Origin of the sequence: Ciceribacter sp. L1K23 (assembly GCF_018122705.1) — a bacterium.
In the GTDB taxonomy this organism is placed as follows: domain Bacteria; phylum Pseudomonadota; class Alphaproteobacteria; order Rhizobiales; family Rhizobiaceae; genus Allorhizobium.
The window spans coordinates 1,058,839-1,085,623 of the sequence record NZ_JAGRRC010000001.1 but is presented as its reverse complement, the minus strand read 5'-3'; the positions used below and the strand labels follow the sequence as shown (position 1 = coordinate 1,085,623).

21 protein-coding genes are annotated in these 26,785 nt (G+C 61.4%); 12 read left to right on the top strand and 9 right to left on the bottom strand.

Features of this window, described 5'->3' with window-relative positions; all coding sequences use genetic code 11:
• Window positions 1-5: 5 nt before the first annotated feature.
• Window positions 6-791 (bottom strand): helix-turn-helix transcriptional regulator, encoded by a 786-nt coding sequence (locus J5J10_RS04970; RefSeq protein ID WP_208551542.1) that lies wholly within the window; start codon window positions 789-791, stop codon window positions 6-8.
• Window positions 792-923: 132 nt separating this feature from the next.
• On the opposite strand from J5J10_RS04970, the gene J5J10_RS04965 reads away from it, so the two are divergent.
• From J5J10_RS04965 to J5J10_RS04950, 4 genes are all read left to right on the top strand, one after another.
• A complete protein-coding gene (locus J5J10_RS04965; RefSeq protein ID WP_211929073.1) occupies window positions 924-2,513 on the top strand; it encodes an ABC transporter substrate-binding protein in 1,590 nt (529 codons plus the stop codon).
• A 2-nt stretch (window positions 2,514-2,515) separates the two neighbouring features.
• Window positions 2,516-4,537, top strand: a complete 2,022-nt coding sequence (locus tag J5J10_RS04960) for a CocE/NonD family hydrolase (RefSeq protein WP_211929072.1) — start codon at window positions 2,516-2,518, stop codon at window positions 4,535-4,537.
• Window positions 4,538-4,594: 57 nt separating this feature from the next.
• Window positions 4,595-5,638, top strand: coding sequence for a zinc-dependent alcohol dehydrogenase family protein (locus J5J10_RS04955; RefSeq protein WP_211929071.1), 1,044 nt, complete (start codon window positions 4,595-4,597; stop codon window positions 5,636-5,638).
• Between the two features lie 129 nt (window positions 5,639-5,767).
• The gene (locus J5J10_RS04950) at window positions 5,768-7,477 is read left to right on the top strand and encodes a PAS domain-containing methyl-accepting chemotaxis protein (protein WP_211929070.1); all 1,710 of its coding nucleotides are present in this window, start codon (window positions 5,768-5,770) and stop codon (window positions 7,475-7,477) included.
• Here the strand turns inward: J5J10_RS04950 and J5J10_RS04945 are convergent.
• Together J5J10_RS04945 and metH are read right to left on the bottom strand one after the other, a co-directional pair.
• Window positions 7,474-8,418 (bottom strand): alpha/beta hydrolase, encoded by a 945-nt coding sequence (locus J5J10_RS04945; RefSeq protein ID WP_249116678.1) that lies wholly within the window; start codon window positions 8,416-8,418, stop codon window positions 7,474-7,476. The two genes, J5J10_RS04950 and J5J10_RS04945, sit on opposite strands and share 4 nt — an antisense overlap.
• Before the next feature lie 104 nt (window positions 8,419-8,522).
• Window positions 8,523-12,296 carry a methionine synthase gene (metH, locus tag J5J10_RS04940; RefSeq protein WP_211929069.1) on the bottom strand — a complete coding sequence of 1,258 codons (3,774 nt, stop codon included), beginning with the start codon at window positions 12,294-12,296 and terminating at the stop codon, window positions 8,523-8,525.
• A gap of 174 nt (window positions 12,297-12,470) precedes the next feature.
• On the opposite strand from metH, the gene J5J10_RS04935 reads away from it, so the two are divergent.
• Entirely contained in the window at window positions 12,471-13,730 is a 1,260-nt protein-coding gene (locus tag J5J10_RS04935) for an AGE family epimerase/isomerase (protein ID WP_211929068.1), read from the top strand.
• Window positions 13,731-13,736: 6 nt separating this feature from the next.
• Here J5J10_RS04935 and J5J10_RS04930 read toward each other — a convergent pair whose 3' ends face one another.
• From J5J10_RS04930 to J5J10_RS04915, 4 genes are all read right to left on the bottom strand, one after another.
• Window positions 13,737-14,195, bottom strand: coding sequence for a hypothetical protein (locus J5J10_RS04930; protein ID WP_211929067.1), 459 nt, complete (start codon window positions 14,193-14,195; stop codon window positions 13,737-13,739).
• A 153-nt stretch (window positions 14,196-14,348) separates the two neighbouring features.
• Window positions 14,349-15,863, bottom strand: a complete 1,515-nt coding sequence (locus J5J10_RS04925) for a tripartite tricarboxylate transporter permease (RefSeq protein ID WP_208551549.1) — start codon at window positions 15,861-15,863, stop codon at window positions 14,349-14,351.
• Window positions 15,864-15,896: 33 nt separating this feature from the next.
• Window positions 15,897-16,367 (bottom strand): tripartite tricarboxylate transporter TctB family protein, encoded by a 471-nt coding sequence (locus tag J5J10_RS04920; RefSeq protein WP_208551550.1) that lies wholly within the window; start codon window positions 16,365-16,367, stop codon window positions 15,897-15,899.
• Window positions 16,368-16,531: 164 nt separating this feature from the next.
• The gene (locus J5J10_RS04915) at window positions 16,532-17,506 is read right to left on the bottom strand and encodes a tripartite tricarboxylate transporter substrate-binding protein (protein WP_208551551.1); all 975 of its coding nucleotides are present in this window, start codon (window positions 17,504-17,506) and stop codon (window positions 16,532-16,534) included.
• A gap of 252 nt (window positions 17,507-17,758) precedes the next feature.
• On the opposite strand from J5J10_RS04915, the gene J5J10_RS04910 reads away from it, so the two are divergent.
• Genes J5J10_RS04910 through J5J10_RS04900 form a run of 3 tightly spaced genes read left to right on the top strand, consistent with a single transcriptional unit; the run spans window position 17,759 to window position 20,881 of the window.
• The gene (locus J5J10_RS04910) at window positions 17,759-18,430 is read left to right on the top strand and encodes a response regulator transcription factor (RefSeq protein ID WP_208551552.1); all 672 of its coding nucleotides are present in this window, start codon (window positions 17,759-17,761) and stop codon (window positions 18,428-18,430) included.
• Window positions 18,423-19,811: a sensor histidine kinase gene (locus J5J10_RS04905; protein WP_211929066.1), complete on the top strand. Its 1,389-nt coding sequence runs from the start codon at window positions 18,423-18,425 to the stop codon at window positions 19,809-19,811. The genes J5J10_RS04910 and J5J10_RS04905 overlap by 8 nt, the downstream gene beginning before the upstream one ends.
• The gene (locus J5J10_RS04900; protein ID WP_211929065.1) at window positions 19,808-20,881 is read left to right on the top strand and encodes an ABC transporter substrate-binding protein; all 1,074 of its coding nucleotides are present in this window, start codon (window positions 19,808-19,810) and stop codon (window positions 20,879-20,881) included. The genes J5J10_RS04905 and J5J10_RS04900 overlap by 4 nt, the downstream gene beginning before the upstream one ends.
• Window positions 20,882-21,583: 702 nt before the next feature.
• Here the strand turns inward: J5J10_RS04900 and J5J10_RS04895 are convergent.
• Entirely contained in the window at window positions 21,584-22,018 is a 435-nt protein-coding gene (locus tag J5J10_RS04895) for a hypothetical protein (protein ID WP_208551555.1), read from the bottom strand.
• A gap of 66 nt (window positions 22,019-22,084) precedes the next feature.
• On the opposite strand from J5J10_RS04895, the gene J5J10_RS04890 reads away from it, so the two are divergent.
• The 4 genes from J5J10_RS04890 to J5J10_RS04875 all read left to right on the top strand — a co-directional run bounded on the left by J5J10_RS04890 (window position 22,085) and on the right by J5J10_RS04875 (window position 24,482).
• Window positions 22,085-22,543 (top strand): hypothetical protein, encoded by a 459-nt coding sequence (locus tag J5J10_RS04890; RefSeq protein ID WP_211929064.1) that lies wholly within the window; start codon window positions 22,085-22,087, stop codon window positions 22,541-22,543.
• Window positions 22,544-23,165: 622 nt separating this feature from the next.
• On the top strand, window positions 23,166-23,405 hold the full coding sequence (locus J5J10_RS04885) for a hypothetical protein (RefSeq protein WP_211929063.1): 240 nt from the start codon (window positions 23,166-23,168) through the stop codon (window positions 23,403-23,405).
• Window positions 23,406-23,608: 203 nt separating this feature from the next.
• Window positions 23,609-23,854 carry a hypothetical protein gene (locus J5J10_RS04880; protein ID WP_211929062.1) on the top strand — a complete coding sequence of 82 codons (246 nt, stop codon included), beginning with the start codon at window positions 23,609-23,611 and terminating at the stop codon, window positions 23,852-23,854.
• Between the two features lie 295 nt (window positions 23,855-24,149).
• Window positions 24,150-24,482 (top strand): hypothetical protein, encoded by a 333-nt coding sequence (locus J5J10_RS04875; protein WP_211929061.1) that lies wholly within the window; start codon window positions 24,150-24,152, stop codon window positions 24,480-24,482.
• Between the two features lie 1,046 nt (window positions 24,483-25,528).
• On the opposite strand, the gene J5J10_RS04870 is transcribed toward J5J10_RS04875, so the two are convergent.
• A complete protein-coding gene (locus J5J10_RS04870; protein ID WP_211929060.1) occupies window positions 25,529-26,749 on the bottom strand; it encodes a hypothetical protein in 1,221 nt (406 codons plus the stop codon).
• Window positions 26,750-26,785: the final 36 nt, after the last annotated feature.

Below are 26,785 nucleotides of genomic sequence, written 5' to 3'. Positions count from 1 at the left end.
CGCGCTCAATACTCGTTCGGAACCGTCAGAAGCTCCGCCTCCGGAACGTCGAGAAAACTTCGGACCGTCGGCGGCAATTGCCGCGACGACAGCGGCAATACTCCGCATCGCGACAACAGTTGCCGCAGGTCCGGCTCCGCGCCGACATGCCGCCAGATCATGCGGGACGCATAGGGAAGATTGCCCTTGCGCCAGGAAACGCCCATAGTCGTTCCCCTGAGATAGGCCTTCTGGTGGATCTCGAACGGTAGCAGGATCGTCTGCGACAGCATCGTATTGATGCCCCTCGCCCGCTCGTAGATAAAGATACGATTGCGCAGGAAGGCGGCGAGGCCGACATATTTCGTATCCTGCCGGATTTCCCTTTCCCGGTCCCTTATCCGCTCGACCGTCTTCACATGCATTTGGCCGTTGTGCTCGTAAAGCCGGCTGCAGGAGCAAACGGCAAGGCCGGGCCAGGACAGCGACAGATGATAGGTCTGGTAATAGCCGGCATGCTTTCGAAGCGCCGCGAGATCGCCCGGAAGTCCTTTGAGGAGGTCGGTGGCCTCGGCCCCGCCGCGCTCAGGCCGGTGCAGCTTCTCGCCGAATACCCTGGTAGACAACGAGAAATCCGAGGCGGAGAGTCCGAAGAAGGCGGCGATCCGTGCCAGGTTGTGCGGCGACGGTCTCGTTTCGCCATTGATGTAGCGGTTGAACTGCTGCCGGTTGATGCCGACCTCGCGGCAGATGTGAGAGATCGAGCGCTGTGTCGCACACGCCGTTTTGAGATTTTCGATGAAGACATCCATGGCGTGACAGACCGTAAGAAGACAACCGTGACGGCAGCGTAAATTCGCTTAAAAATGCGTCATACAGCGAAATTGTGTGGCGCACCACTCGGATTACGGTCTCGGCGACAAATCCGAAAAGGGGATCTCCAAATGTCCGATTTCAGCAAGGGTCGCACCGGCCTTATCCTCCCCACCTCCATCGACCGCCGCACCTTCCTTGGAGGCACGGCCGCCATCGGTCTCGCGGCCGGTTTCTCCGGCAGCCTGCTCGCCTCACCCGCTCGCGCTCAGGAACCGAAGCGCGGTGGCGATCTCAAGCTCGGCCTCAAGGGCGGCGCCACCAGCGACGTGCTTGATCCCGCCACATACAGCGCATCCGTCCTCTTTGTGATCGGCCGCCTCTGGGGCGACACGCTGGTCGAATCCGATCCGAAGACGGGCGCACCGGTGCCGTCGCTTGCAGCCTCCTGGGAGCCGTCCGCGGACGCATCGGTCTGGACTTTCAAGATCCGCGATGACGTCGCCTTCCACGACGGCAGCAAGATGGGCGTGGCTGACGTGGTCGCCACATTGAAGCGCCACGCAGATGAAGCCTCCCAGTCCGGTGCCCTCGGCCTGCTGTCCTCGATCACCGGGATCGAGGAAAAAGCCGGAGACCTTGTGCTGACGCTGAAGGAAGGCAATGCCGACCTGCCGCTGATGCTGACCGATTACCACCTGATCATCCAGCCGAAGGGCGGCGTCGATGCGCCTGCCGCGGCAATCGGTACCGGCCCCTACACGATGAAGAGCTTCGAGGCCGGTGTTCGCGCCACCTTCGAAAAGAATGGGAGCGATTGGCGTCCTGACCGTGGCTTTGTCGACAGTGTCGAGATTCTGGTGATGAACGACACCACGGCGCGTGTCGCGGCCCTCGCCTCCGGCCAGGTCCACTTCATCAACAATGTCGATCCCAAGACCGTACCTCTGTTGACGCGTGCGCAGTCGGTCGAGATTATCAGAAACGCCGGCAAGGGCTTCTACAGCTTCCTGATGCACTGCGACACGGCACCGTTCGACAACAACGATCTTCGCCTCGCATTGAAATACGCGATCGACCGGCAGGCGATTCTCGACCAGGTGCTCGGCGGCTACGGCACGCTCGGCAACGACTACCCCGTCAACGGCAACTATGCGCTGGCACCCGATGATATCGAGCAGCGCGTCTACGATCCGGATAAGGCCGCCTTCCACTTCAAGAAGTCCGGTCACGACCGTCCCGTCCTGCTGCGCACGTCGGACGCCGCCTTCGCCGGTGCGGTCGACGCGGCGATCATGTTCCAGGAAAGTGCCAAGAAGGCCGGCATCGAGATCGAGGTCAAGCGCGAACCGGAAGACGGCTATTGGACCAATGTCTGGAACGTCCAGCCCTTCTGCGCCTCCTATTGGGGCGGTCGCCCGACACAGGACTCGCGCTACTCGACCTCCTACCTCTCGACAGCCGAGTGGAACGACACGCGGTTCAAGCGAGATGACTTCGACAAGATGCTGCTGCAGGCCCGCTCGGAGCTCGATGAAGCCAAGCGCAAAGACCTTTATCGCACGATGGCGTTGATGGTGCGCGACGAAGGCGGCCTCATCCTGCCTGTTTTCAACGACTACATCATGGCGTCGACGAACAAGCTCAAAGGCTACGTCGATGATATCGGTAACGACATGTCGAACGGCTATATCGGCAGCCGTATCTGGTTCGACGCGTGAGAATGGAAGCACGGGAAAACATCGTGAGCAGCAAACGCCCCTTCACCGTAATCGAAAACGAGTGGATCACCCTCAAGGACGGCACGCGGCTTGCCGCGCGCATCTGGATGCCGGATGGCGCCGAGGCCGATCCGGTACCGGCCGTCTTCGAGTTCCTGCCCTACCGCAAGCGCGACGGGACCTCGCCGCGCGACGAGAGCACCTATCCGCACTTCGCCGCCGCCGGCATCGCCGGCGTGCGCGTCGACATCAGGGGTTCCGGTGAATCAGATGGCGTCATCGATGGCGAATACACGCCGCTCGAACTGGCGAACGCCTGCGAACTGATTGGCTGGATCGCGGCCCAGCCGTGGTCGAACGGCTCTGTGGGCATGATGGGAATTTCCTGGGGCGGCTTCAACTGCCTGCAGGTCGCGGCGATGAACCCGCCGGCGCTGAAGGCGGTCATCTCCATCGCCTCCACCACCGACCGCTACAACGACGACATCCACTACAAGGATGGCTGCCATCTCTCTGCCCAGCTCTCGTGGGCTGCCACCATGCAGGGCTACCAGTCGCGCTCCCCCGATCCTGACATCGTCGGCGACCGCTGGAAGGAGATGTGGCTGGAGCGGCTGGAGAAGGAACCCTTCTTCATGAACGAGTGGCTGCCGCACCAGCGCCGCGACGCCTTCTGGAAACACGGCTCCATCGCCGAGGATTTTTCCGCGTTCAAGATCCCCGCCCTCGTCATCGCCGGCTGGGCCGACGGCTATCGCAATACGCCGATCAAGGCCGTCGAGGGCTTAGGCGACAAGGCCAAGGCCCTCATCGGTCCCTGGGTTCACAAATATCCGCACTTCGCCTGGCCGAAACCGCGCGCCGACTTCATCGGAGAGGCTATCGCCTTCTGGAACCGCTGGCTGCGCAACGAACAGAACGGCGCCGAAGCAACGCCGCAGATGCGCGCTTACATCCTCGACGCGATCCGCCCTGCCCCGCGCCGTGACCACGACACCGGCCGCTGGATCGCCAAGGATGTCTGGACAGCACCGAGCTTCCAGACCTTCGCAGTATCCGGCACTGGCGCCCTCACGCTCGGTGGCAAGTCGGGCGCCAATGCCCGCGACGTTTTCCTGAAATCGCCGCTCGACACGGGAACGGCCTCCGGCGAATGGTTCACGCTGAAGCCTGACGTCGAGATGGCGATCGATCAGCGCAGTGACGATGCCGGCTCGCTCTGCTTTGACACCGCTCCTCTTGACGCCGATGTCGATTTCCTCGGCCGGCCGACCGTGACGGTGGAGGTCGGCTGTGACGCCGACTGGGCAAACCTCGTCGCCCGCGTCGTCGACGTCCATCCGGATGGCACGGCTTATCGTGTCTCGTTCGGCATGCTGAACCTTGCCCATCGCGAGAGCAACGAACACCCGAAAGCCATGCCGCACGGCGAAAAGGTCCGCATCACCGTCACGCTCGACGCCTGCGGCTATCGTTTCCGCGCCGGCCACCGGATCCGGCTCGCTCTATCGACCAGCTACTGGCCGATGATCCTGCCGCCGCCTTCCGATCCGGGCCTAACGATCGACACCGCCAGCCTCGAACTCAAGATGCCGGAGCTCGGAGATCACCGCGACATAACGGTGAGGGAGCCGGACGATCCGAACCCGCTGCCGACCTACATCGAACACGAGCCGTCGGAAACCTTGCGCGAGGTCATCCGCAACCTCTCGGAAAACACGACGACCTACCACATTCTTGAGGATACCGGCGTATCCGAACATCCCGGCACCGGCCTCTCGACCCGTCAGGTTCGCGAGGAAAACTGGACGATCTCGCCGGGCGATCCCCTGTCGATGACCGGCAGTTCGACCTGGACCTGCGACATGTCTCGCCCCGGCTGGTCGGTTCGCTCGGTCGCCACATCGACGATCGCCTGCACCGCGACCGAATGGGTCATCGCGGCGCATGTCACCGCCTACGAGGGCGATACGCTGGTCTTCGAGCGGCATCACGGCGAGCGCATCGCGCGTGATTTCATGTGAGCGACGTGCTTTGATGGCTCGCCGCCGGCTAAGGCGGCGAGTCGCAGGGAGTATGTGATGAAGGCGATGTTCTACGAGCGTTTCGGCGAGGCACCCAAGATTGCCACTTTGCCGGATCCCACGCCACCCAAGGCCGGCGTCGTGCTCTCCATCACAGCGACCGGCCTCTGCCGCAGCGACTGGCACGGCTGGATGGGTCACGACCCGGATATCAATCTGCCCCACGTGCCCGGCCATGAATTCGCCGGCGTGATCGAGGCCGTCGGTCCCGAGGTGAAGCGCTTCAAGGTCGGCGATCGCGTCACCGTCCCCTTCGTTTCGGGCTGCGGCCATTGTTTCGAATGCAAGTCGGGCAACAGCCAGGTCTGCGAGGAACAGTTCCAGCCGGGCTTCACCCATTGGGGCAGCTACGCCGAACTGATGGCGCTCGACTATGCCGACCACAATCTGGTGAAGCTGCCGGACGAGATCGACGATGCGACCGCCGCGAGCCTCGGCTGCCGTTTCGCGACCTCATTCCGGGCCGTTGTCGACCAGGGACGGCTGAAGGGCGGCGAGTGGCTCGCGGTCCACGGCTGCGGCGGCGTCGGTCTCTCTGCGATCATGATCGGCAAGGCGCTCGGCGCCAATGTCGTCGCCATCGACATTTCCGAGGAAAAACTTGCGTTTGCCCGCTCGCTCGGCGCCACGGTGACCATCAACGCATCCGTCGAAACCGACATCCCCGTCGCGGTTCGTGATGCCACCGGCGGCGGCGTGCATGTCTCGGTCGATGCGCTCGGCCACCCCTCGACCTGCAATCACTCGATCCTCAACCTGCGCCGCCGCGGCCGCCACGTCCAGGTCGGCCTGCTGTTGGCCGCGCAAGCGCGCCCCGCGCTTCCTATGGACCGCGTCATCGCCCACGAACTGGAAATCTACGGCAGCCACGGCATGCAGGCGTGGCGCTACGACGCGATGCTTGCGATGATCTCCGCCGGAACGTTGCAGCCGCAAAAACTGATCGGTCGGCATATCTCGCTGACGGAGGCCGTACCGGCACTAGCAAATATGGACCGTTTCGCCGAAAGCGGTATCACCATCATCGACAGCTTTGCCTGAGACACGCGCAAGCTGTGCTTGCGTTAACCACACAAGCACATGTTCCTTATGTAGAAAGTTCTGATTTTAATAGATTGTTGTCTATTATCATCAATACTGAGGTCACTCACTCATCCGGAGACCTCATCCATGTCCCTGTTCGGCCTCGGCAGTGATGCCAGCCTCGTTATCGACGCCCTGAACAAATCGCTCGCCATCATCGAATTCACGCCCGAGGGCGAGATCCTCGATGCCAACGAGAACTTCTGCAAGGCGATGGGATATCAACGCTCCGAAGTGGTCGGCAAGCATCATCGCATGTTCATCGCTGTCGAGGAGGCGAACTCATCTGCCTACCGCGACTTCTGGAAACAGCTCGCGTCCGGCCGCTTTGACCGCCGCCAGTACAAGCGTTTCGGCAAGGGCAACCGCCCGGTCTGGATCGAGGCTTCCTATAACCCGGTGATGCGCGGCGGCAAGGTTTTGAAGGTGGTCAAGATCGCCACCGACATCACCGAGGCGAAGCTCAGGGAACTCGACAGCAATGGCAAGATCGATGCGTTGAGCCGTTCCCAGGCCGTCATCGAGTTCACCCCGACGGGCGAGATCCTGACGGCCAACGAGAACTTCCTCCAGACGCTCGGCTACAGCCTGAACGAGATCGTCGGCCGCCATCATTCAATGTTCTGCGAAAAAGACTATGCGCGGTCGGCCGACTACGCCACCTTCTGGTCCCGTCTGGCCAAGGGCGAATTCTTCGTCGACAAGTTCGCCCGCGTCACCAAAAGCGGCGCCCGCATCCATATCCAGGCGAGCTACAACCCGATCGTCGACGACACCGGCAAGGTCTGGAAGGTCGTCAAGTTCGCCTCCGATATCACCGCCCGCGTCAACGCGCTGACGGAACTGGGTGCAGGACTTACCCGTCTCGCCGACTGCAATATTCGAGTGACGATCGACAACCCCTTCCCCGAGGAATTCGAAAGCCTCCGGCACAACTTCAACACCTCGATAGGCCGTTTCCAGGAAACGCTTGAGCTGGTTCTGTCCGAGACCGCGCAGCTGACTTCAAACAGCAGCCAAATGCGCAGCAGTTCCGAAAGCCTCGCCCATCGTTCGGAACAGCAGGCCGTATCGCTGGAGCAGACATCGGCCGCCCTCGAACAGATCACCGAGACGATCCGGGAATCCACGGAGCGGACCCGCAGCACCCGCACATTGGTTCAGGATGCCCGCAAGGCCGCGTCGGAATCGGTCGATGTCGTGAAATCCACAGTCGACGCCATGGGCCGTATCGAGACGGCCTCGAAAGAGATCGGCAACATCATCGACGTAATTGACGAGATCGCCTTCCAGACCAACCTGCTGGCACTCAATGCAGGCGTTGAGGCGGCGCGCGCCGGCGAGAGTGGCAAGGGCTTCGCCGTCGTCGCGCAGGAAGTGCGCGAGCTTGCCCAGCGGTCGGCCAAGGCGGCACAGGAGATTGCCCAGCTGATTGCCAAATCAACGTCCGAGGTCCAGGAAGGCGTGCGCCTTGTGGGTGACACGGGGGATGCACTGAACCGCATCCAGACCTTCGTGCAGTCCATCGACACCAATGTCGAGGCCATCGCCCATGCCGCGCAGGAACAGTCGAGCCGGCTTGGCGAGATCAACGCCGCCGTCAACTCGCTCGATCAGGCGACCCAGCAGAACTCGGCCATGGTCGGCGGGATGACGAGTGTCGGTCAGGCGCTGGCAGAAGGGGCGCGCAAACTCACCGAGATCGTCGCGACCTTCAAGCTCAACCGCCGCAAGGCAATCCGCGAACCCGGTTCTGCCGCGGCCGCAGCAGCACCGCAAAGGCGAGCGGCCGCCTAGGCCAACCCCTTCCGGGCAGCGTCCGCTCCGGCGAGACGTGACACCGCTCCACAAAGCGCGGCAAATCCGGCTCTTGCCCCTTCGCTCATATGCCTGGCCCGCAGCCAGGCATGCACCATCTGCGGCTCCTCCCGGAACCAGACCTCGACACCCGCTTTCGCCAGCCGCGCCGCATAGTCACGCCCATCATCCCGGAGCGGATCGAAACGGGCGACGGTGATGAAGGTCGGCGGCAGCCCCGCGACATCCTCCGTCAGCAGCGGATGAGCAACCGCGTCGTCACCAGGCGCCTGCAGGACTTCCCGATAGTAGCGAACGTCGGACGTCGACAATCCGGGCGCCTCGGCCATCTCGTCATAGGAACCGGTCCTCAGATCACCGCCAAGCGCGGGATAGATCAGCGCCTGTCCGATGATGGCACGCGACCAGCCCTCCTGCAAAGCCCGGACACAGAGGCCGGCCGCCAGATTGCCTCCGGCACTGTCACCGATGACAACGACCTTCTCTCCCGCCTGTACGAAGCTTCTCAGTACCGCGAGGCAATCCTCATGCTGCGCCGGCCAGACATGCTCCGGCGCGAGACGGTAATCGACAGCCGTCAGTTCCGCACCGACAGCGTCGGCGATCTCTGCACAAATCGAGTCGTGGCTGTCGAGCGAACCGACGACGAAGCCACCGCCATGCAGATAAAGCAGCCTGACCGCTGTCCTGGGCCGAGAGGGTCGGTACCGCCGCACCGGAATGCGATTATCGATCAGGAAATCGTCGGTGACCACTCCCTCCGGATGCGCCGGCGAAAATTCCGCGCAGAGCGCATTGTACCACTGTCGCTGCTGCCCGATCGAGGCATCGACCGCATCCGCCGGATAGAAGGCGTCGCACTTTTCGAGAAAGGCCAGGATGCCCTCCTCGCTCGGCATGGGTTTCGTCCCGGCTGTCATTGAATTCCCCTGGCGCTTCCGGATCTTGTCACCGATCATGCCACGGCGTCAGGCATGACACCTTGCCAAAAGCGACAGCCAGGAAGCAGGCGAACCACCGCGCGTCACGCGGCATCGTCCACAGCCGCCTCCGGCTTCGCGGGAATGTAGTTGAGCACAGGGCCCAGCCACCGCTCCACCTCCCGAACCGCCATGCCCTTCCGTGTCGCATAGTCCTCGACCTGATCGCGCTCCACCTTGGCAACGCCGAAATAGTAGCTGTCCGGATGGCCGAGATAGAGGCCGGACACCGAAGAGCCTGGCCACATCGCCATGCTCTCGGTCAAGGTCACCCCTGTCGCCTTCTGCGCGTCCAGCAGCCGGAACAGCGTGGTCTTTTCCGTATGGTCCGGCTGGGCCGGATAACCGGGCGCGGGACGGATACCGGCATAGGGCTCGCCGATCAGGTCCTGCGGCGCATAAGCCTCGTCGGCGGCATAGCCCCAGAATTCCTTGCGCACCCGCTCGTGCATGTGCTCGGCGAAGGCCTCGGCGAACCGGTCGGCCAGCGCCTTCACGAGGATCGACGAATAGTCGTCGTTGGCGCGTTCGAATCGCTCGGCAATGGCGATCTCCTCGAAGCCCGCCGTAACGACAAAGCCGCCGACATAGTCCTGAATGCCGCTGTCGAGCGGCGCGACGAAATCGGCGAGCGCAACGTTCGGTCGCCCGTCACGCTTCGACAACTGCTGGCGAAGCGTGAAAAACGTCGCCAGTTCTTCCTGTCGCGATGGATCGGTGAAAAGACGGATATCGTCTCCAACAGCGTTCGCCGGCCAGAAGCCGATGACGGCGCGCGGCCGGAACCACTTCTCCGCGATGATCTTCTGGAGCATCGCCTGCGCATCAGCAAACAGCTGCCGCGCCGCCTCCCCTTGCGCCTCGTCCTCGAGGATTGCCGGGTAGCGGCCCTTGAGTTCCCAGGTCTGGAAGAACGGCGTCCAGTCGATGTACCGGGCAAGGTCCGCCAGATCATAGTCGTCGAACACTTTCGTGCCGAGGAAGCTCGGCGCCGCGGGCTTGTAGGCCGACCAGTCGACCGTCACCTTGTTGGCCCGCGCTGCCGCCAGCGGCAGCCGCTGCTTCTCGGCTTCCGCCCGCGCGTGGGCATCCGCAACTTTCCGGTACTCATCGCGAATTCCGGCCAGATACGTATCTTTGTTGTCGGGCGAGAGAAGCGATGACACCACGCCGACGGCACGGCTCGCATCGGTCACATAGATCGCCTGGTTGCGCGTGTACTGCGGCGAGACCTTGACCGCCGTGTGCACGCGACTCGTGGTGGCCCCCCCGATCAGCAACGGGATGTCGAAGCCCTGCCGCTCCATTTCCGAGGCGACATGCACCATCTCGTCGAGCGAGGGCGTGATGAGGCCGGATAGGCCGATAACATCGACCTTCTCCTTGATCGCCGTCTCAAAGATCTTCGTCGCCGGCACCATGACGCCAAGGTCAATGATCTCGTAATTGTTGCAGGCGAGCACGACGCCGACGATGTTCTTGCCGATGTCGTGCACGTCGCCCTTCACGGTCGCGAGCAGGATCTTGCCCGCGCTTTCGCGTTCGCCGCCTCCGTTCGCAAGCTTCTCCGCCTCCATGTGGGGCAAGAGCACCGCAACTGCCTGCTTCATCACTCGGGCGGACTTGACGACCTGCGGCAGGAACATCTTGCCCGAACCGAACAGATCGCCGACGACGTTCATGCCGGCCATCAGAGGGCCTTCGATGACATGCAGGGGCCGCTCCGCCACAAGCCGGGCTACCTCGGTATCGGCTTCGATATACTCGGTGATGCCGTTGACCAGGGCGTGTTCCAGGCGCTTCTCGACCGGCCACTCGCGCCAGGCCAGATCCTGCGCTCGGGCTTCCTTGCCTGGCCCACCCCTGAAGCGTTCGGCAATCTCCAGCAGCCGCTCCGTCGCGTCGGCACGACGGTTCAGCACCACATCCTCGCAGGCCTCCCGCAATTCCGGTTCGATGCTCTCGTAGACCGCCAGCTGCCCGGCATTGACGATGCCCATGTCCATGCCGGCCTGGATCGCGTGGTAGAGGAAGACGGCGTGCATGGCCTCGCGCACCGGCTCGTTGCCACGAAACGAGAAGGAGAGGTTCGAGACGCCGCCGGATATATGCACCAGCGGCATTCTCTCGCGGATCGTCCGGGCGGCCTCGATGAAATCGCGGCCGTAATTGTTGTGCTCCTCGATACCCGTCGCCACAGCGAAGATGTTCGGGTCGAAGATAATGTCCTCGGGCGCGAAGCCCGCTTCCTCCGTCAGCAGCCGGTAAGCTCGCTCGGCGATTTCCACCTTGCGCTCGTAGGTGTCGGCCTGCCCCTTCTCGTCGAAAGCCATGACGACCACCGCAGCACCGTAATTGCGCACGAGACGGGCCTGCGCGAGAAAGCTCTCCTCGCCTTCCTTCATCGAGATCGAATTGACGACCGCCTTTCCCTGAACGCACTTCAGGCCGGCCTCGATGATCGAGAACTTGGACGAATCGATCATGATCGGCACGCGGGCGATATCCGGTTCGGCCGCGATCAGGTTGAGGAATTCGACCATCGCCTTCTCGGAATCGATCAGGCCCTCGTCCATGTTGATGTCGATGATCTGCGCTCCGTTCTCCACCTGGTCGCGCGCGATTGCGAGTGCGGAGGCATAGTCGCCAGCGGTGATCAGTTTGCGGAACTTGGCCGAGCCCGTGACATTGGTGCGCTCGCCGACATTGACGAACGGGATGTCCTTGGTGAGCACGAACGGCTCGAGACCGGACAGCGACATGAACGGTTTGTGCTCGGGCACCTGACGCGGCTTGAACGGTGCCACCGCCTCGGCGATGGCCCGGATATGCTCGGGCGTCGAGCCGCAGCAGCCGCCGACCACGTTGACCAGACCGTCTTTCGCGAAACCCTCGATCTGCGCCGCCATCATCTCGGGCGTTTCGTCGTACTGCCCGAATTCGTTCGGCAGGCCTGCGTTCGGATAGGCGCAGATGAAGGTATCGGCAACGCCGGACAGCTCCTGCAGGTGCGGCCTCATGGCGTCGGCTCCCAGAGCGCAGTTCAGGCCGACGGTGAAGGGGTTGGCGTGTCGCACCGAATACCAGAAGGCCGATGGCGTCTGGCCGGAGAGTGTACGGCCCGAAAGGTCTGTAATCGTCCCTGAGATCATCACCGGCAGGCGGATGCCTTTCTCGGCGAACCGCTCCTCGCAGGCAACGATGGCCGCCTTTGCGTTTAGCGTGTCGAAGATCGTCTCGATCAGGATGATGTCGGCACCGCCGTCGATCAGGCCGTCGATCTGCTCGGCATAAGCGAGCCTCAGATCATCGAAGGACACCGCGCGATAACCGGGATTGTTGACGTCGGGCGAGATGGAGGCTGTCCGGTTCGTCGGTCCGATGGCGCCGGCGATAAAGCGGCGCTTGCCATCCTCGCGCTCGGCCCGGTACGCGGCCCGGCGCGCGACACGGGCGCCTTCAAGGTTGAGATCGTAGACGGCGCCCTCCATCGCGTAGTCGGCCTGCGCGATCTTCGTCGAGGAGAAGGTGTTCGTCTCCAGGATGTCTGCCCCGGCCATGGCGTAGTGAAAATGAATCTCCTCGATCGCGCTCGGCTGGGTGAGGATCAAAAGGTCGTTGTTGCCCTTCTGGTGGCAGGCACAACCGAGAAACCGCTCGCCGCGAAACTGGTCTTCGTCGAAGCCGAGCCCCTGGATCTGCGTGCCCATAGCACCGTCGAGGATCAGGATGCGCTCCCGCGCCGCCTTTGCCAACGCTTCGGCAATCTCCTGCCCGTCCCTCAGTCCCCTCTCCGGTCCAAAAAGATTGTTGAGCATGAGCGAATTTCCTTATTCCATAAGCGACACGATTTCAAAAGCACATAAAGACATGTTTATGTCAACATACCTTTATGCTGTTCGTCAAGTCCGAGTCTCAGTCTCTCTCGCCGTGACAAAGACCGGAAGCGCCGCTATACGAACCATCGGATTGCAGACGGCGGAGGAACGATCATGGAACTTGCGAACACGACGGGGACACTCCCCCGGCACTGGACCGATCGCCCGCACCATCGCCGCTGGCTCTTGCAGCAGGCCGCAGGTCTTTTTGATTTCTTCCAGTTCGCATCGATCAATCCAAAAGGCGGCTTCTACGACCTCGACCGTCGCGGCAAGCCGCTCAAGCTGGACAATCCGGTGCGGGGCATCCACGCCAGCGCCCGCATGGTCCACTGCTTTGCAATCGGCGATCTCCTCGGCCAGCCGGGATCCGCCGAGGTCGTCGATCATGGCATGACCTTCCTGTGGAAGCGCCACCGCGATCAGGACAATGGCGGCTACTACTGGCAGGTCGATGACAACGGCGCGATCGATCCGTCGAAGCAGGGCTACGGCCATGCCTTCGTGCTGCTTGCCGCCGCCTCCGCCAAATGTGTCGGTCATCCGCTCGCCGACGATATGCTGGCCGACATCACCGAGGTTCTTGAAAGCCGCTTCTGGGAGCCGGAGCACGGTGCCATCGCCGAGGAATTCTCCGCCGTCTGGACGCCGGTGCCCGGCTATCGCGGACAAAACTCCAACATGCACCTGACCGAAGCGCTGATGGCAGCGTTCGAGGTTACCGGTGAGCGCCATTATCTCGACAAGGCGGAAAGCATCGCCGACCTGATCATTCGCCGCCGCGCCACAGAATGCACCTACCGTCTGCCGGAACACTTCGACGAGCAGTGGACCCTCGACCGGAACTACTATCATCGCAACGAAATGTTCCGACCGGCGGGCACCACGCCGGGCCACTGGCTGGAATGGGCCCGCCTCGTGCTGCAACTCTGGACCCTCGGCGGCAAGGTGCACGACTGGATGCCGGAGGCGGCACGCGGCCTCTTCTTCCAGTCGATGAAGCTTGGTTGGGACAAGGAGCGCGGCGGCTTCTACTACACGCTCGACTGGGACAACGTGCCGGATAAGAAGATGAAACTCTGGTGGCCACTCTGCGAGGGTGCCGCCGCTGCGCACTATCTGAACCAGCACGCGCCCAGCGACTTCCACGAGGAAAGCTATCGCAAGATCTGGGGCTTTATCTCGCGCTACACGCTCGACCGCGAGAACGGCGGATGGAACGAGGAACTGAGCGACGACCTGAAACCGTCAAATACGCTCTTCCCCGGCAAGGGCGACATCTACCATGCCCTCCAGGCCTGCCTGATCCCGCTATTCCCGGCCGAAGGCAGCCTGACGAAGATGATCACGGAAATGCCTGACGCGGCAGCCTGAACGCGCTTACTGCGGAGGCGTGCCGTCCGTGCGGAAGGACGCCACAAAGGACGTGCCCTCGGCCAGCGCACCGACGCACCGGATCGTCACGGGGCCGCGGCTCGGATCGGTATAGCTGCAGCGTCCCGTCGCACGAACCGCCTGTGGCTTCACGGCCTCCTCGCCGGTGTTGAACACAACCCGGTCGATCGGGAAACCGCCGCGCTTGTCGGTCGCCTTGCCGCTGAACGTCACGATGTGATTGTTGGCCATCAGGAAATAGATGCCGTTGCGGCCATCCGCGTGCTCGGAACCGCCCAGCATACCCGTGCAGGCCGGCGTCATGTCCTGTTTGCCCATGGCGACGCGCAGGCATTGCCCGGAGAACGTGACGAATTCCGGCGCCTTCAGCCCGCTTCTTGCCTGCCCGGCCGAAGGTGCGGCGAGAAGGACTGTGGCGGCCATCAGAGCCAGGGCGATCTTCATTGGCGATCTCCGGATAGATACAATGTGCTTCCAAGACTATCGCGGCCGCCTTTCGTGAAGCTTGGCCAGGCCTCGCCAGATACATACATGCAGCATGTATCAAAAGAAAAAGCCGGACTCTCGCCCGGCTTTCAGTGCGTTCGTTGTGATGGTTCAGTTCATCGCGGCGGCTGCTTCCCGCATCCGGCGCTTGGCGCGCCTTGAAAGGAAGACCGGGAACACCGCGACCGCGATGGCCATGCACCACAAAACGATGCAGATCGTGCTGCTGAAGAGGATGGAGACCTCCCCGCCGCTGATTGCCAGCGCATTGCGCAGGTTCACCTCCATCACCCGCCCGAGCACGAAGCCCAGGATAATCGGCGCCATGTCGAAGCCTGCCTTGCGCAATAGCCAGCCGGCCATGCCGATCGCGAACATCAGGTAGATCGAGAAGATCGACGCATGGGTGGAGTATACCCCGACGATCGACAGGACCAGGATGCCGGGCACCAGCAGCCAGTTCGGCACCGTCAACACGCGGGCGAAGATCTGCACCAGCGGCAGGTTTAGCGCCAGCAGGATGAGGTTGCCGACGAACAGCGATGCCACGAGACCACCCACGATCTCCGGCCGTTCCGTCAGCAGCATCGGCCCCGGCTGGATGTTGTAGAGCATCAGCGCGCCCAGCATGACGGCGGTGGTACCGGAACCCGGAACCCCCAGCGTCAGCATTGGCACAAATGCGCCGCAGGCCGTGGCGTTGTTCGCGGCTTCCGGCGCGGCGAGCCCACGCACGTCACCCTTTCCGAACGTGCCTTCGGTATCGGAAATACGCTTTGCTGTTGTATATGAGATCGCGCTCGACACCGAAGCACCCGTGCCGGGAAGAACACCGACGACGAAACCGATGATGGCGCTGCGCACGGTGGTACCGGCGCTCTTGGTGATGTCGGAGAGACGCGCGGTCATCCGGCCGAGTTCGCGGATCACAGTCATCCCACGCCCCTGGTTCTCCAGGATGATCAGCGCTTCGGAGATCGAGAACAGGCCGATCACGAGAACGACAAACTCGATGCCGTCGCCGAGTTCCGGCTCGTTGAACGTGAAGCGGTAGGCGCCGGACGTCGGATCGAGACCGACGGTCGCCAGCATCAGGCCGAGCGTGCAGCCGATCAGCGTCTTGACCGGCTGGCTGCCGACCATCGAGCCGAGCGTCGCGAACGCGAACACCATCAGGACGAAGTATTCGGCAGGACCAAAACCGATCGCCAGACCGGAGAGGATGGGCGCAAAGAGCGCAAGACCCGCCGCCCCGAACATGCCACCCACGAACGAGGCGAGACCCGACAGCGCCAGCGCCTCGCCGGCGCGGCCCTGCTTGGCCATCGGATAGCCGTCGAGCGCCGTCATGACGGCACCGGCGTCACCTGGAACGTTGAGCAGGATGGAGGAGATGCGGCCGCCATATTCGGCACCGCAATAGATGGCGGCAAGCAGGATCATCGTGCTTTCCGCCGGCAGGCCCATCGTATAGGCGATCGGCAGGAGAAGCGCGATGCCGTTGATCGGACCGATGGCCGGCAGTGCGCCGACCAGTGTGCCGATGAAGCAACCGACGAGACCGATCAAAAGGTTCTGAAAGGTGAGCGCTACGGCGAAACCCTGCCAGAGATATTCGAAGTTCATGGAATTGATCCTTTCCGGTTCCGGTCCCGAGCCTCAGCCGAACAATGCGCCGACGGGCAGGTAGACCTCCAGAAGATAGGAGAAGACGAACCACCACAGAGCCGCATGACCGACAGCCCCGATAAAGGCCTTTACCGGTGGCGCGCCGAAGATGAGCGCCGCTCCGAAGGTGAGAACAAAGATCGAAATGGCAAAGCCGGCCGGCTCGAACAGTGCGACCGAGACGATCAGCAGTACCGGCACCGAGAGGACGCGAACGAGAAGCGCGCCTGAAGGGAAGCCTTCGGCCGATCCCGGCGAAGCGATATACCAGATGCACAGCAGCCCGAGGACAATCGCGAGCGCGACAGGAAAAACCCGGGGGCCGAGCGGATCGGAGGAGAAGGCGTATTCGATCATGCTGCCGCCGATACCGTAGGCGAGTGCAAGCAGGATAAGGCAAAGCGCCGCGCCACGGCCGATCAACTGCACGGCCCGGGCTGATGGATGATGGTTTTCTGACATGGTGTCACCCCCTGTTCTTATGAATAAGCCGCCGGATCGTGATCGCCCGGCGGCGCAGGTCTGGATGAATGTCTTCGCCCTCGTTTCCCTCCGTCACCTGACGATGCAGGTGACGGAGGGCGGTCCGCCTCGTGTCTTGGGAGGATCGTCGAGGGGAGTGGAAATTACATGCCGGCTTCCTTGGCGAGGATCTTGAAGCGCGCCACGTCTTCCTTCACGCGGTCTTCGAAGGCCTTGCCGAGCAGGGTGAACTCGAACAGGCCGCGCGCTTCGCGTTCCTTGGCGAACTCCGGCGTGGCGGCGGCCGTTTCGAAGGCCTTTACCCACCAGTCGTAGTCAGCGTCGGACACGTCCTTGCCGACGTAGTAGCCGCGCCAGACCGGCCAGTCGATGTCGTAGCCCTGTTCGCGGGCTGTCGGGACGTCGGCCAGTTCGCCGGGCAGGCGCTCCGGCGCCATGACGGCGAGGATGCGGACCTTGCCGGCAACGTGGTGCTTGCCCATTTCGGCCGCGTCACCGGAGCCGACCTTGATATGGCCGCCTTCAAGCGCGGTCAGAACGGCTCCGCCGCCTTCCAGCGCAACGTAACGCATGGTCTTCGGATCCTGGCCGGCAGCCTTGGCAAGCAGCGAACCCTTCATCCAGTCCTGCGAGCCTACGGCACCGCCGCCACCGATCGGGAACTGCGTGGAGTCCGCCTTGAAGGCCTCGATGAGTTCACCGAGCGTTTTGTAGGGCGAATCGGCGGATACAACGAGAACGCCGTAGTCGGCACCGAGCGCGCCGAGCCAGCGGACCGCATTCTCGTCGTACTGGCCGAACTTGCCCTGGGCAATGAGGAGCGCCGAGCCGGAGGAGGCAGCGGTGATCAGATTGCCGTCGGAGCCGCGCTTGCCGATCACATGGTTATAAGCAACGGCGCCGACCCCGCCTTCCATGTAGGTGACCGCCATCGGCTGCGAGATCTGCTTGGTCTCGAGCAGGGCGTTGGCTGCCAGACGGCAGGTCAGGTCGAAGCCGCCGCCGGGCTTTGCGCCGGCCAGGCATTCGGGCTTCGAAGGCTCGGCAGCGGCGGTCGCGGCGAAGGCGGCGACAGCAATCGCTGCGCCGAAAAGGGTCTTGCTGAAATCTCGGATCATGGATGTCTCCCGTTTATCCTGTAGCACCGAAAAGAACCGCAAACGGCGACTGGCCCGCTTTTCGCAAGGCAGCGGCGACAAGGCGCACATCCGTTGGGTTCCCTCCCGGACCGGCTTCCTGCTCTCTCCCTGAAACCGGCAGCGCCAAACTAGGACACGTTCCTGTCACCATCCTGTCAAACTTCCGCCCCACCGGTAAACGCGCGTAAACCGGATACTTGCGAGCCCTCGGGCCACATGCGATCATTGCGCGTGCGCATACTTTTGGTCGAAGATACCCTCGATGTGGGCGAAGCAATTTGCCGGCGCTTCCAGCAGACGGGGCATACCGTCGACTGGGAGACCGACGGAGCGGCTGCGGCCGACATTCTGGCATTCACGGAATACGACCTGGTGATCCTTGATGTCATGCTGCCCGGCATGGACGGGTTTTCCGTCCTACGCGGCCTGCGCCAGTCAAAAAGCAGCGTACCCGTGCTCGTTCTGACGGCCCGTTCCGAGATCGATGACCGGGTCGGCGCCCTCGACCTCGGCGCCGACGACTATCTCGTCAAACCCTTCGACTTCCGCGAACTTGAGGCCCGCGCCCGCGTTTTGATGCGTCGGCGCAGTGGCGGGGAATCGACCAACACGATCGTCTGCGGCGACGTGACGTTGGATCGGACCAATCGCTCCGTCACGGTCGGCAAGCGGGAAGTCCAGCTGAAGCGCCGTGAGATGACGCTGCTGGAAATTCTCGCCTCGCGTCCCGGCAAGGTGTTCAGCAAGGAGGAACTGCTCGACCAGTTATTCGGCTTCGAGGAGGCGGCCGGCGCCAATGCGATCGAGCTCTATATCGGACGCCTGCGCAAGAAACTCGAAGGCGCGAAGGCCCGAATCGTGACACTGCGCGGTGTCGGTTACCAGCTGGTGTCCGATGACTGAATCAAGAAGCTCCCTGTTCTCGCGCCTCATGCGGCGTGTGGCGATCGTGCTCGGACTGGGCGCGGCCTGCCTTATAACCGCTGCATGGTTCTACGCCCGCGCCGCCGCCGACGAGGCCTATGACCGGCTGCTGCTCGGCGCGGCATTCCAGATGTCGGAAAATCTGGTTCTGTCGGACGGCGAACTCGATTTCAACTTGCCGCCCTCCGCGTTCGAACTGCTCGGGCTTGCGCAGCGCGACCGGATTTTCTACCGCATCATCACGCCGACCGGCGAGACGCTGACGGGTTACGGCGACCTTTCGCCCGATCTCGATCTTGCCGATAGCCGCGCAGTTCCGCTCTTCGGTCGCATCACCTATCGCGACGTCGAGGTTCGAACCGTCACCACCGCGCGGGCCATCACCTACGGCGAGGGCACCGGCTGGGCCTACGTGATCGTGGCCCAGACAACCGATGCGCGCCGCTCGCTCGCCGCGGAACTGACGACCCGCGCCACCCTGCTCGTCCTCGTCATGAGCCTGCTGGCACTCGTCGGCACGGCGCTTGCCGTGCGTCACTCGCTGCGCCCGGTAGACGACCTCGGCGAGGCGCTACGCCAGCGCGATCCGCAGGATCTGACGCCGCTCACCCTCGCGGTCCCGCGCGAGCTTTCCCCCTTCGTCACCTCGATCAACCATTTCATCACCCGACTCAACGAGCGCGTAAAACTTCTGCAGCGCTACGTCGCTGACAGCGCGCACCAGATCCGCACGCCGCTCACCGCCCTCACCTCGCAGGTCAGCCTGATCAACGAGACGAAGCTGGCACCCGAGGACCGGCGGCACCTGGAGCGGGTCAGAGACCGCACGGCGGAACTCGCGCGCTTCACCAACCAGTTGCTCAACCATGCGATGGTGATCCACCGGATCGATTCGACCCATCTGGTGCCGGTGTCTCTGAACGAGGTGGCGCGCCTCGCCTTCCGCGCCGCCGTACCGATCACCGTCGACCCCGATATTGTCGTCTCCTTCGAGGCCGCCGAGCCGGACGCTTCGGTACTCGGCGATGCGCTGAGCCTTCGCGAAGCGATCGTCAACATCATCGACAACGCGCTGCGCCATGGCGCAAAAGCCCGGCTCGACGTGCGCGTGACACGCACGGAAAGCCATGGTCTTGTCGAGGTGCGCGACGACGGCCCCGGCATCCCCGCCGACGAATGGAGCAACGTGACACGGCGCTTCTATTCCAGTCGCTCCGACAAGGGCGCATCCGGCCTCGGCTTCGCCATCGCGGCGGAAGTTGCGGCCACGCTCAAAGGACGGATCGGCTTTCGCGAGAAGACCGACGACCAGCTCTTCTGCGTCTACATCGAGCTTCCCCTGCTGGAGGAGAGCCCATGAGAACAACGCCGATCTATCTTGCCTTGACGCTCTGCCTCCTTCCCTCCCTCACCCAAGCGCTTGAAGGCGATCGGGAGATATTCTCGGCAAAGGGCGAGGAGACAGCCCGCCTCGTGGTACATGCAGCAACCGATCTGGAGGCCATGCGCCCGCTGATCGAGGATTTTCAGACGAAGGAACCGGGTGTGACCGTGGAATTCGTCGACTACGTCACCAACGACCTGTTCCGCGAGGCGCAGGACGCCTGCGCCGGCAGGGCGCGCGGCGGCGACATCCTGCTGTCGTCCTCCGTCGACCAGCTGGTGCGGCTCGCGAACGACGGCTGCGCCCAGCCGCACACCTCGCGCGAGACGCAGACCACGTCGAGCTGGGCGAACTGGCGGGACGAAATCTTCGGCTTCACCTTCGAGCCGGTCGTCTTCGTCTACGACCGTCGATCCGTGCCGCCGGAAGATGTGCCCCAGAGCCACGAGGCGCTCGCCGACCTTCTGCGGCGCAAGCCCGAGGTCTATAGCGGCCGCATCGGCACCTATGACATCGAGGCCTCCGGCGTCGGCTATCTCCTCGCCTTCAACGATTCGCGGCAGGCGCCAACCGCCTATGGCCGGCTGGTCGAAAGCCTGAGCCGAATCGATACGGTAATTCGCTGCTGCAACAACGAGGTGCTGGGCGAACTCGCCGCCGGCCGCGTTCGCCTCGCCTACAACGTGCTCGGCTCCTATGCCTACGGCGCGGCGCTCAAGAACCCCGATTTCGGCATCGTTCTGCCGGAGGATTACACCTTGGTGCTGTCGCGCGGCGCGATGATCCCCTCGACGGCTCCTAACCCTCTGCTCGGCAAGATCTTCTTGGATTACCTGCTCTCGCCGCGGGGCCGCCAGCTGGCGCGCGAAAAATCCTTCTTCTTTGCCGAGGGGCTGGCGCTGCCCAAAGGCGTCGAAGGCCCCCCGTCCCTGATGGAGTCAGGCATCGGCCGCCCCATCCGCATCGGCCCCGCGCTGTTGGCGGCGCAAGACGAGATCCAGCGGAGGCAGTTTATCGAGGACTGGAAGGGATTGATTGGGCGGTAACCGGTCTGGCGGCGAAGTAGCGTTAAAGTGGCTGGGCGATATCGCCGAATATAGTTTGAGTGCAAAACAAATCAGCCCAAAAAACATAGCTGAATGTCGCAATTGACTTTCAAACACGCGTCAAGAAACTGCGTCTCTTGAAAAGAGCGGATCTTGAAGCGGTACTCGATCACAATGTATTAGATCATGATACGCCTCACCGCCTCGATGCCGCATTCCAGTACATAGATGACGATGGCGAGGATAGAGGCAAAATATGAGCAGAGGGACACGCCCTCAGTGTCGATGATGGCCAATAAAGAGTGCGCCCCGAAAAACAAAGGCACAAACTGCAAAAACTGCCCACCTGTATTCATCAATGCTTTCAGATCGAGATTTTTTCTCCCAGCCAATCAATTTCAATTTAGATTTAATTATAGAAAATATTAGATAAAATAAAAATATTAGATAAACATATCGGGAAAAACAGTCCAGAATACCCACCAAGGATCATGACGATCATGGGTAAATTGGCAACAATCATCCACCGAAACAGAGTTTTCTTCATGCACGTATATTCTTTATAACGAGCGGGCGAATTAACGTGCTTTGAGGAGAATTTAACTTCCCGCCTTACCGAAAAACAACATCCAAGAGTAGTTTCTGTCGCGTTGCAAAGGGTTGACACAAAGCTTGAGATACAAGCCGCCAAAGCCAACTCATCTAGCCGGTTACAAAATCATCGGACACCGATATCTCCACCGACCTCGCCGATATATAAAAATCGCTGAACTGAATATCCTCTAACGTGCCTTCATTTGGGAGATCGCCCCAGCAGTCGAAATTCATATAAAACATGTCATCTGCCTGAAAAAAGGACACCCCGAACGAAACGACGGCCATGCTCGTTTTAGTTGGCTGAAAAAGCTTGTATTCTCCAACATCCGAAAAGAGAATTGTACACCGTTTGCGCCGATGCTGATCGTCTTGATCGTCTTGGCAAATAAACACGACAGATACAGTTCCGGAAGGTGACGACGCGTAGTCAATACGGATGCTTTCCAGGACGGAATCATTGAAGAAATCAAACCTGTAAAGAACATCGTTGATCAAACGGGAAATCGAGTTAGCCGGTTTACGAAGTTTTGGGTATCTCATCACTCTCTCGGCATGACGCAGCGGGACAAGCGTCCTCGGAAACCAATTCGGTGGCAGCGAGCATAAATGAGTTTTGAACCTCGCCATAGATTTTTCGACACTCTTCTTTCGGAATGGATCGAACGGGTACCGAATGAGCTTGACGTCGATGCCGTCGGCCTGTGGCAGATCGTGGGTTCTGGGCGAGACGGCTTCTCGTTGCAGGGAAAGGAGTTAGCGGACTTCGTAAACGGCTGTGTTCTCGCTTTGCTACGCAATGGCGCGGTCCCTGTGCGACCCAGCGCACAACCGAATGAGTTTTGGCGAAGGGACATTCGCTACGAAGGCTGCGATGAAGAGATTGCCCTCTCAATCGTCAACGAGTGGACCATGTCGGGCAGCGACCCGGATCATGACGGACTGTGGTTTTTTCGCTTCCATTCCGCAGGAATGCAATACCGACGTCAATTGACAATTAAACAAGATCAGAAAACAGAAATGGTGGGCCCGGAGGGAGGGACCGCCGTGTACACCCAAAAGCCCTGAATTACAGAGCGCCACTCGCATCCTGATACTTCCGGATACATTCGCGGGTTCGGCGATGTGTACGGAGCTCGACAGAAGGTGTCAACAATATGGAATATTTCGCCGGGCACAGTCGATCCCGCGTCTATCAAGTCGTTACTTGTTCACGCTCCTGCGGCTGCACATTTAACCGGTCTCAATATGCGCGAATTCCCGCCGTCCCGCCCACTGCGGCGCTATGCTGACGGCTCCGATATGCTCATCTTTATAAGGGGGCAGGGGTAGCCTCACGCCCTTCCACGTCAATTCTTTCCTTTCCTTCGGATCGAGCCACGCGTCTCGATCCGATCCGCGTGGCGGACCGGGGAAACAATGGACGCGGAACCTTGTCGATCGGTGACTGTCAGCGCGGCGGCTCTTATGCCCTACGGGCACCGCCATGCCCATTCTGGCCAAGGCGGGGCAAGAGCCTAGGCCGCCACGCTGTCAGTCAACCCCTGCCTAGCGTCGCGACATCCCAACTCCTGTTAACGAACCGATCGCCATGCGATCGGCAATCGCGGAGTGATCTCTGATTGACCTGGGCTCGACTCTCAAGAATCTGTATAAAATCATTGTTTTCAATGATTTATGGAGATTCAGGGTGGAAACCAAGACGACGCGCATTCCTGGTTTGGCAATAGACGTGGTTGTTGTTGAGACGGCGCAATCCGACAGCCTCGGACACCTGTTCTACGTCGCGCTGATCTATGTCCGTCATCGCCGGACCGGTGCACAGCGCCTTGTTCAGCGCACCCGGATTCCGGGCACAGGGCAGTCGCTGGCCCACGCCGTTCAACAACGAGGAATTCGAGCGCTAGAAACTTTTTTGTCGGCGAGGTGAAATATTTTTCTACGGCTTCATAAGGACTCGTTATGCCTCGGCAAGGACTCGATCTCCATTGAGTCCTTGCCGCTAAGGATTCATAGACCCATCGAGGGCGAGCTAGATGCGCCGCAAGGATATGAAATTCCTCGATTATTCTTCATAAGTCAGCCACCTTCTCCATCGTCAACAATGATTGACAGACAGAAACGGAGACGACAGTGGCAGACATCACTAACGAGACTATCGCCCGCCAAATCATGGCAGAGTTCAACGCATTCAAAGACACCTACGATCGTTACCTCGACCGAATGGATGACCTCGTATGCTCGCTCGGCGAAAACAGTAAGATTAGGCTGAAAGCCCGCTACCTCGTGGTAAATACCACTCATATTTCACAGTTCATCATCAACGGCAGCTACGTTGTGAGGACTATCGATGGGATGCTCAAGAAAGGGGAAGTCTGATGCTGGCCGCTCAACTCGTTGGCTGGGAGCGCGACCATACTGTATCCAGCGACACCGAGAGCACATGGACGAACCTACTCATAGTCGGAGGCGGCCCCGACGACAGTTATGACATGTGCGTGGTGGGGGAGCCGGGTCGCATCGGCCCCACCTTTTACGATGTCACCGGCACCCGAGAAGGTACCGCCGTCACGTTTGCAAACGGTTGGTCATCATCTTGGGACGAGGCGTGCCGCCTTGCCGAGACTATGGCTCGCCGCGCATCGATTAAGTCAGTCAAGTGAGAGGAATGACAATGGACTTCAATACCTGGAAGACCCTCCCGCCTGTTGAAGAGATGGCAACGCGCATCGGATTCGGTGCCGAGCTGTCCCGATCCCTCAACTGGGATGACTACACCAGTAGGTTCATTCAGGCGAACGACGACGGCGGGAAAATCGTAAAGGCCGCCCAAGATCTGTGGGGTTATCTTTCGACCGGAGAGCGCCCAGTTCTTGCTGCTATGCTGCATGCAGCAGATTTCTCAAGCTTCGCTGACAGATGGTCAGACGGAGAGGTATGGAGGGATCTTGACCGCACCTACGGCAAACATGCCGCAGCAGTCGCATTTGCCATTCTCCGACAATAAACCCGGCATCAGTAGCGGCGGCCCGCTCGTAGAGCACCATACAACCTTCCAGAGCGGCTAGAACGTTGATGGCGGGGCGACTGTGCCCCGCTTCCTACCAAAAACGCAGAAAGGTAGGCCGAAGCCTCCCGATCCGAAATCTCTACTGATGCAGAGAAAGCCGCTTATTCAGCGGATAACTGTGTGCAGTAACCAAGCAGAGCTCAGCTATCAGACCAACAGATATACTTCAGAGCCACCTATTCGGCGGTTCCCATGTCAGTGTTTCTTTCGTCCCGCTGACCAGAAAAGCATGACGCAGATCGAACACGCTGGCAAGATGCAAAACGCAACTTTCTGCGAAATTATTGACTGTTAAGGCATTGTAATTGTTGACAATAAGGAACTGCGCCGGAGTGGCGCATGCGGCAGTCATGGCTTCGAATTGCTGGGCTTATCCTGATCGTTATCATCGCCTCCGATACCCGGCTTCGAGCCAGTTCCCGCTTTGCCCCCAGCCGCGTCTTTTTTGGCCTCGCGGGCCTTCTGGTCCTGATCCGCCTTCCATGCTCGAAAAGCTCCCAGCACGCCTCCGCTTACCTCCTCGTCAGATGCACCAGAGCGGGCATAAGGCCGGATCGCAGACCAGTCAGCGTCACGAAACACGGCATCGAGCCACGGACGGCATTCGACAGGCAGCCGTGCATAGACCTCGGCCCTAGCCATATCGTGCGCCACTGGCCGGGCCAGATCCGTCATGAGCCGAGGCCATGAAGGTGCGCGCTTGTACGTCCGAGGCTCCGGCTCGGACAACTGGACTGTGACCGGCACGGGACGAGGAGGCTCCGGTAAGGGAGCCGCAGAAGCCGATCGCATATCCGGAAGCGGGGGGAATAAATTGATGATGAAGGAGGCGAGGGCGAGAAGCTGGATGAAAACGGACATCGCGGGGTCGATCCGCTTACGCCGATGGATCTTCCGCGCGCTGGCTTCCGCCCGCAGTCTGTCGGCACAGTTGCGCCGCCTTTGCCGTTTCTCTGTCATGCCCGCTCCTCCGATCTGGTAATTCAAGGTTGCGGTCTGGCAGGGACCGGCGCAATGACGGCGGCAGGCTCATACAGTGCGAGGCGCGCACGCAGCTCGTCGCGCTGCGCACCGAGCTCGGCGGCGGAGACCGATAGCGCCGATAGCCTCTTCTCGGCCTTAGCCCGCCGTTCAGCTTCAGCAGCAGCGGCAGCGCGCGCCGATGCCTCCGCCTGCCTCCACCTCTCGATAGTCGGGCGGAGCTCCTCCCGGACACGAGCGACGATCAATGATTTGCGAAGGCCGTCCCAGAGCGCGCGAATAGCGCCGCCCAAGCCCCTCAGACGACGAGCGGCACGTGTGTCGCGCTCGGCCTGTGAAATCGCCCTACGGGCAGCTTCCTCACGTTTAAGGGCCTGTTTTTCGGCCGCCTTAGCGGCATCAGCCCTGCGCACCGCGTCGGCGCGAATAGATGCCGCTTTCTCTGCGACTTGGCGGGCGAAAGCATCGGCCTTGACCTTCAGAGCAGCAGCCTCCTCTTGCGCGGCCTTCAGGGCCTGCGCCTGGTGTCGCTCCTGGTGCCACTCAGCGCGTGAGAGGCGGCGCTTGGCAGGGCCGAGCCTAGTTAGCCCAGCAGGCATCCCCACCGCGAGGAAATACCTGTCCTGCCAATCACGCATTGCGGTCTTGTAGGCACGATCGGAACGCTGACGCAGGGCCTTCTCATCCTCACCTTCGACAGATGCGGCAGCCAGCACAGCCGCCCTCGCGACCTGTCCAGGATGAGAAGCCGAGGCCCGCATTTCAGGATCGCCGGGCAGACCATAGATGTGGAGATGCCATTGCCGTTCATCGGTGTGGCGCACGACTGTCCGCAGATCGTCGCCGAGCTCCTGTCGAGCCCAGGCAACGTTGAGGGCTTCCCACCTCTCGACCTCCTGCCGCTTCTGCGGATCGGCCTCCACTTCCTCAACCGTATAAGGATGAGAAACGACGATCGTGCGGAGCGTGTGCTGTTCCTTCCCCACGGATCGCGTCTTGCCTCCGGCGATCGTCTTCCGGGCAACGGCAACCCGGTCATCGTGCTCGCGCTCCAGGTCCTCTACTGAACAGCCCCAGACGACATCCGGAGGGCGCGGAGAAGACACGTGCAGTGAGGCCGCGGGATCACGGCGAGCCTCAGCTAGAACGAAGGAAACCGTGCGGCCTCCCTTGTCGCCCTTCCTTGAGAAATTCTGCATGTGCGCAAACTGAAACCCGGCCATCTGAACCCTCCCAATCTGGAGAATCTTGCCCACCGG

Coding starts and splice junctions, on each gene's coding strand:
- J5J10_RS04945 (WP_249116678.1), bottom strand. CDS start 8,418: ATGACAGCCGGGACGAAACCCATGCCGAGCGAGGAGGGCATCCTGGCC.
- J5J10_RS04875 (WP_211929061.1), top strand. CDS start 24,150: ATGGACTTCAATACCTGGAAGACCCTCCCGCCTGTTGAAGAGATGGCA.
- J5J10_RS04965 (WP_211929073.1), top strand. CDS start 924: ATGTCCGATTTCAGCAAGGGTCGCACCGGCCTTATCCTCCCCACCTCC.
- J5J10_RS04960 (WP_211929072.1), top strand. CDS start 2,516: ATGGAAGCACGGGAAAACATCGTGAGCAGCAAACGCCCCTTCACCGTA.
- J5J10_RS04935 (WP_211929068.1), top strand. CDS start 12,471: ATGGAACTTGCGAACACGACGGGGACACTCCCCCGGCACTGGACCGAT.
- J5J10_RS04895 (WP_208551555.1), bottom strand. CDS start 22,018: ATGAGATACCCAAAACTTCGTAAACCGGCTAACTCGATTTCCCGTTTG.
- J5J10_RS04925 (WP_208551549.1), bottom strand. CDS start 15,863: ATGAACTTCGAATATCTCTGGCAGGGTTTCGCCGTAGCGCTCACCTTT.
- J5J10_RS04920 (WP_208551550.1), bottom strand. CDS start 16,367: ATGTCAGAAAACCATCATCCATCAGCCCGGGCCGTGCAGTTGATCGGC.
- J5J10_RS04930 (WP_211929067.1), bottom strand. CDS start 14,195: ATGAAGATCGCCCTGGCTCTGATGGCCGCCACAGTCCTTCTCGCCGCA.
- J5J10_RS04955 (WP_211929071.1), top strand. CDS start 4,595: ATGAAGGCGATGTTCTACGAGCGTTTCGGCGAGGCACCCAAGATTGCC.
- J5J10_RS04970 (WP_208551542.1), bottom strand. CDS start 791: ATGGATGTCTTCATCGAAAATCTCAAAACGGCGTGTGCGACACAGCGC.
- J5J10_RS04890 (WP_211929064.1), top strand. CDS start 22,085: ATGAGTTTTGAACCTCGCCATAGATTTTTCGACACTCTTCTTTCGGAA.
- J5J10_RS04870 (WP_211929060.1), bottom strand. CDS start 26,749: ATGGCCGGGTTTCAGTTTGCGCACATGCAGAATTTCTCAAGGAAGGGC.
- J5J10_RS04915 (WP_208551551.1), bottom strand. CDS start 17,506: ATGATCCGAGATTTCAGCAAGACCCTTTTCGGCGCAGCGATTGCTGTC.
- metH (WP_211929069.1), bottom strand. CDS start 12,296: ATGCTCAACAATCTTTTTGGACCGGAGAGGGGACTGAGGGACGGGCAG.
- J5J10_RS04950 (WP_211929070.1), top strand. CDS start 5,768: ATGTCCCTGTTCGGCCTCGGCAGTGATGCCAGCCTCGTTATCGACGCC.
- J5J10_RS04900 (WP_211929065.1), top strand. CDS start 19,808: ATGAGAACAACGCCGATCTATCTTGCCTTGACGCTCTGCCTCCTTCCC.
- J5J10_RS04905 (WP_211929066.1), top strand. CDS start 18,423: ATGACTGAATCAAGAAGCTCCCTGTTCTCGCGCCTCATGCGGCGTGTG.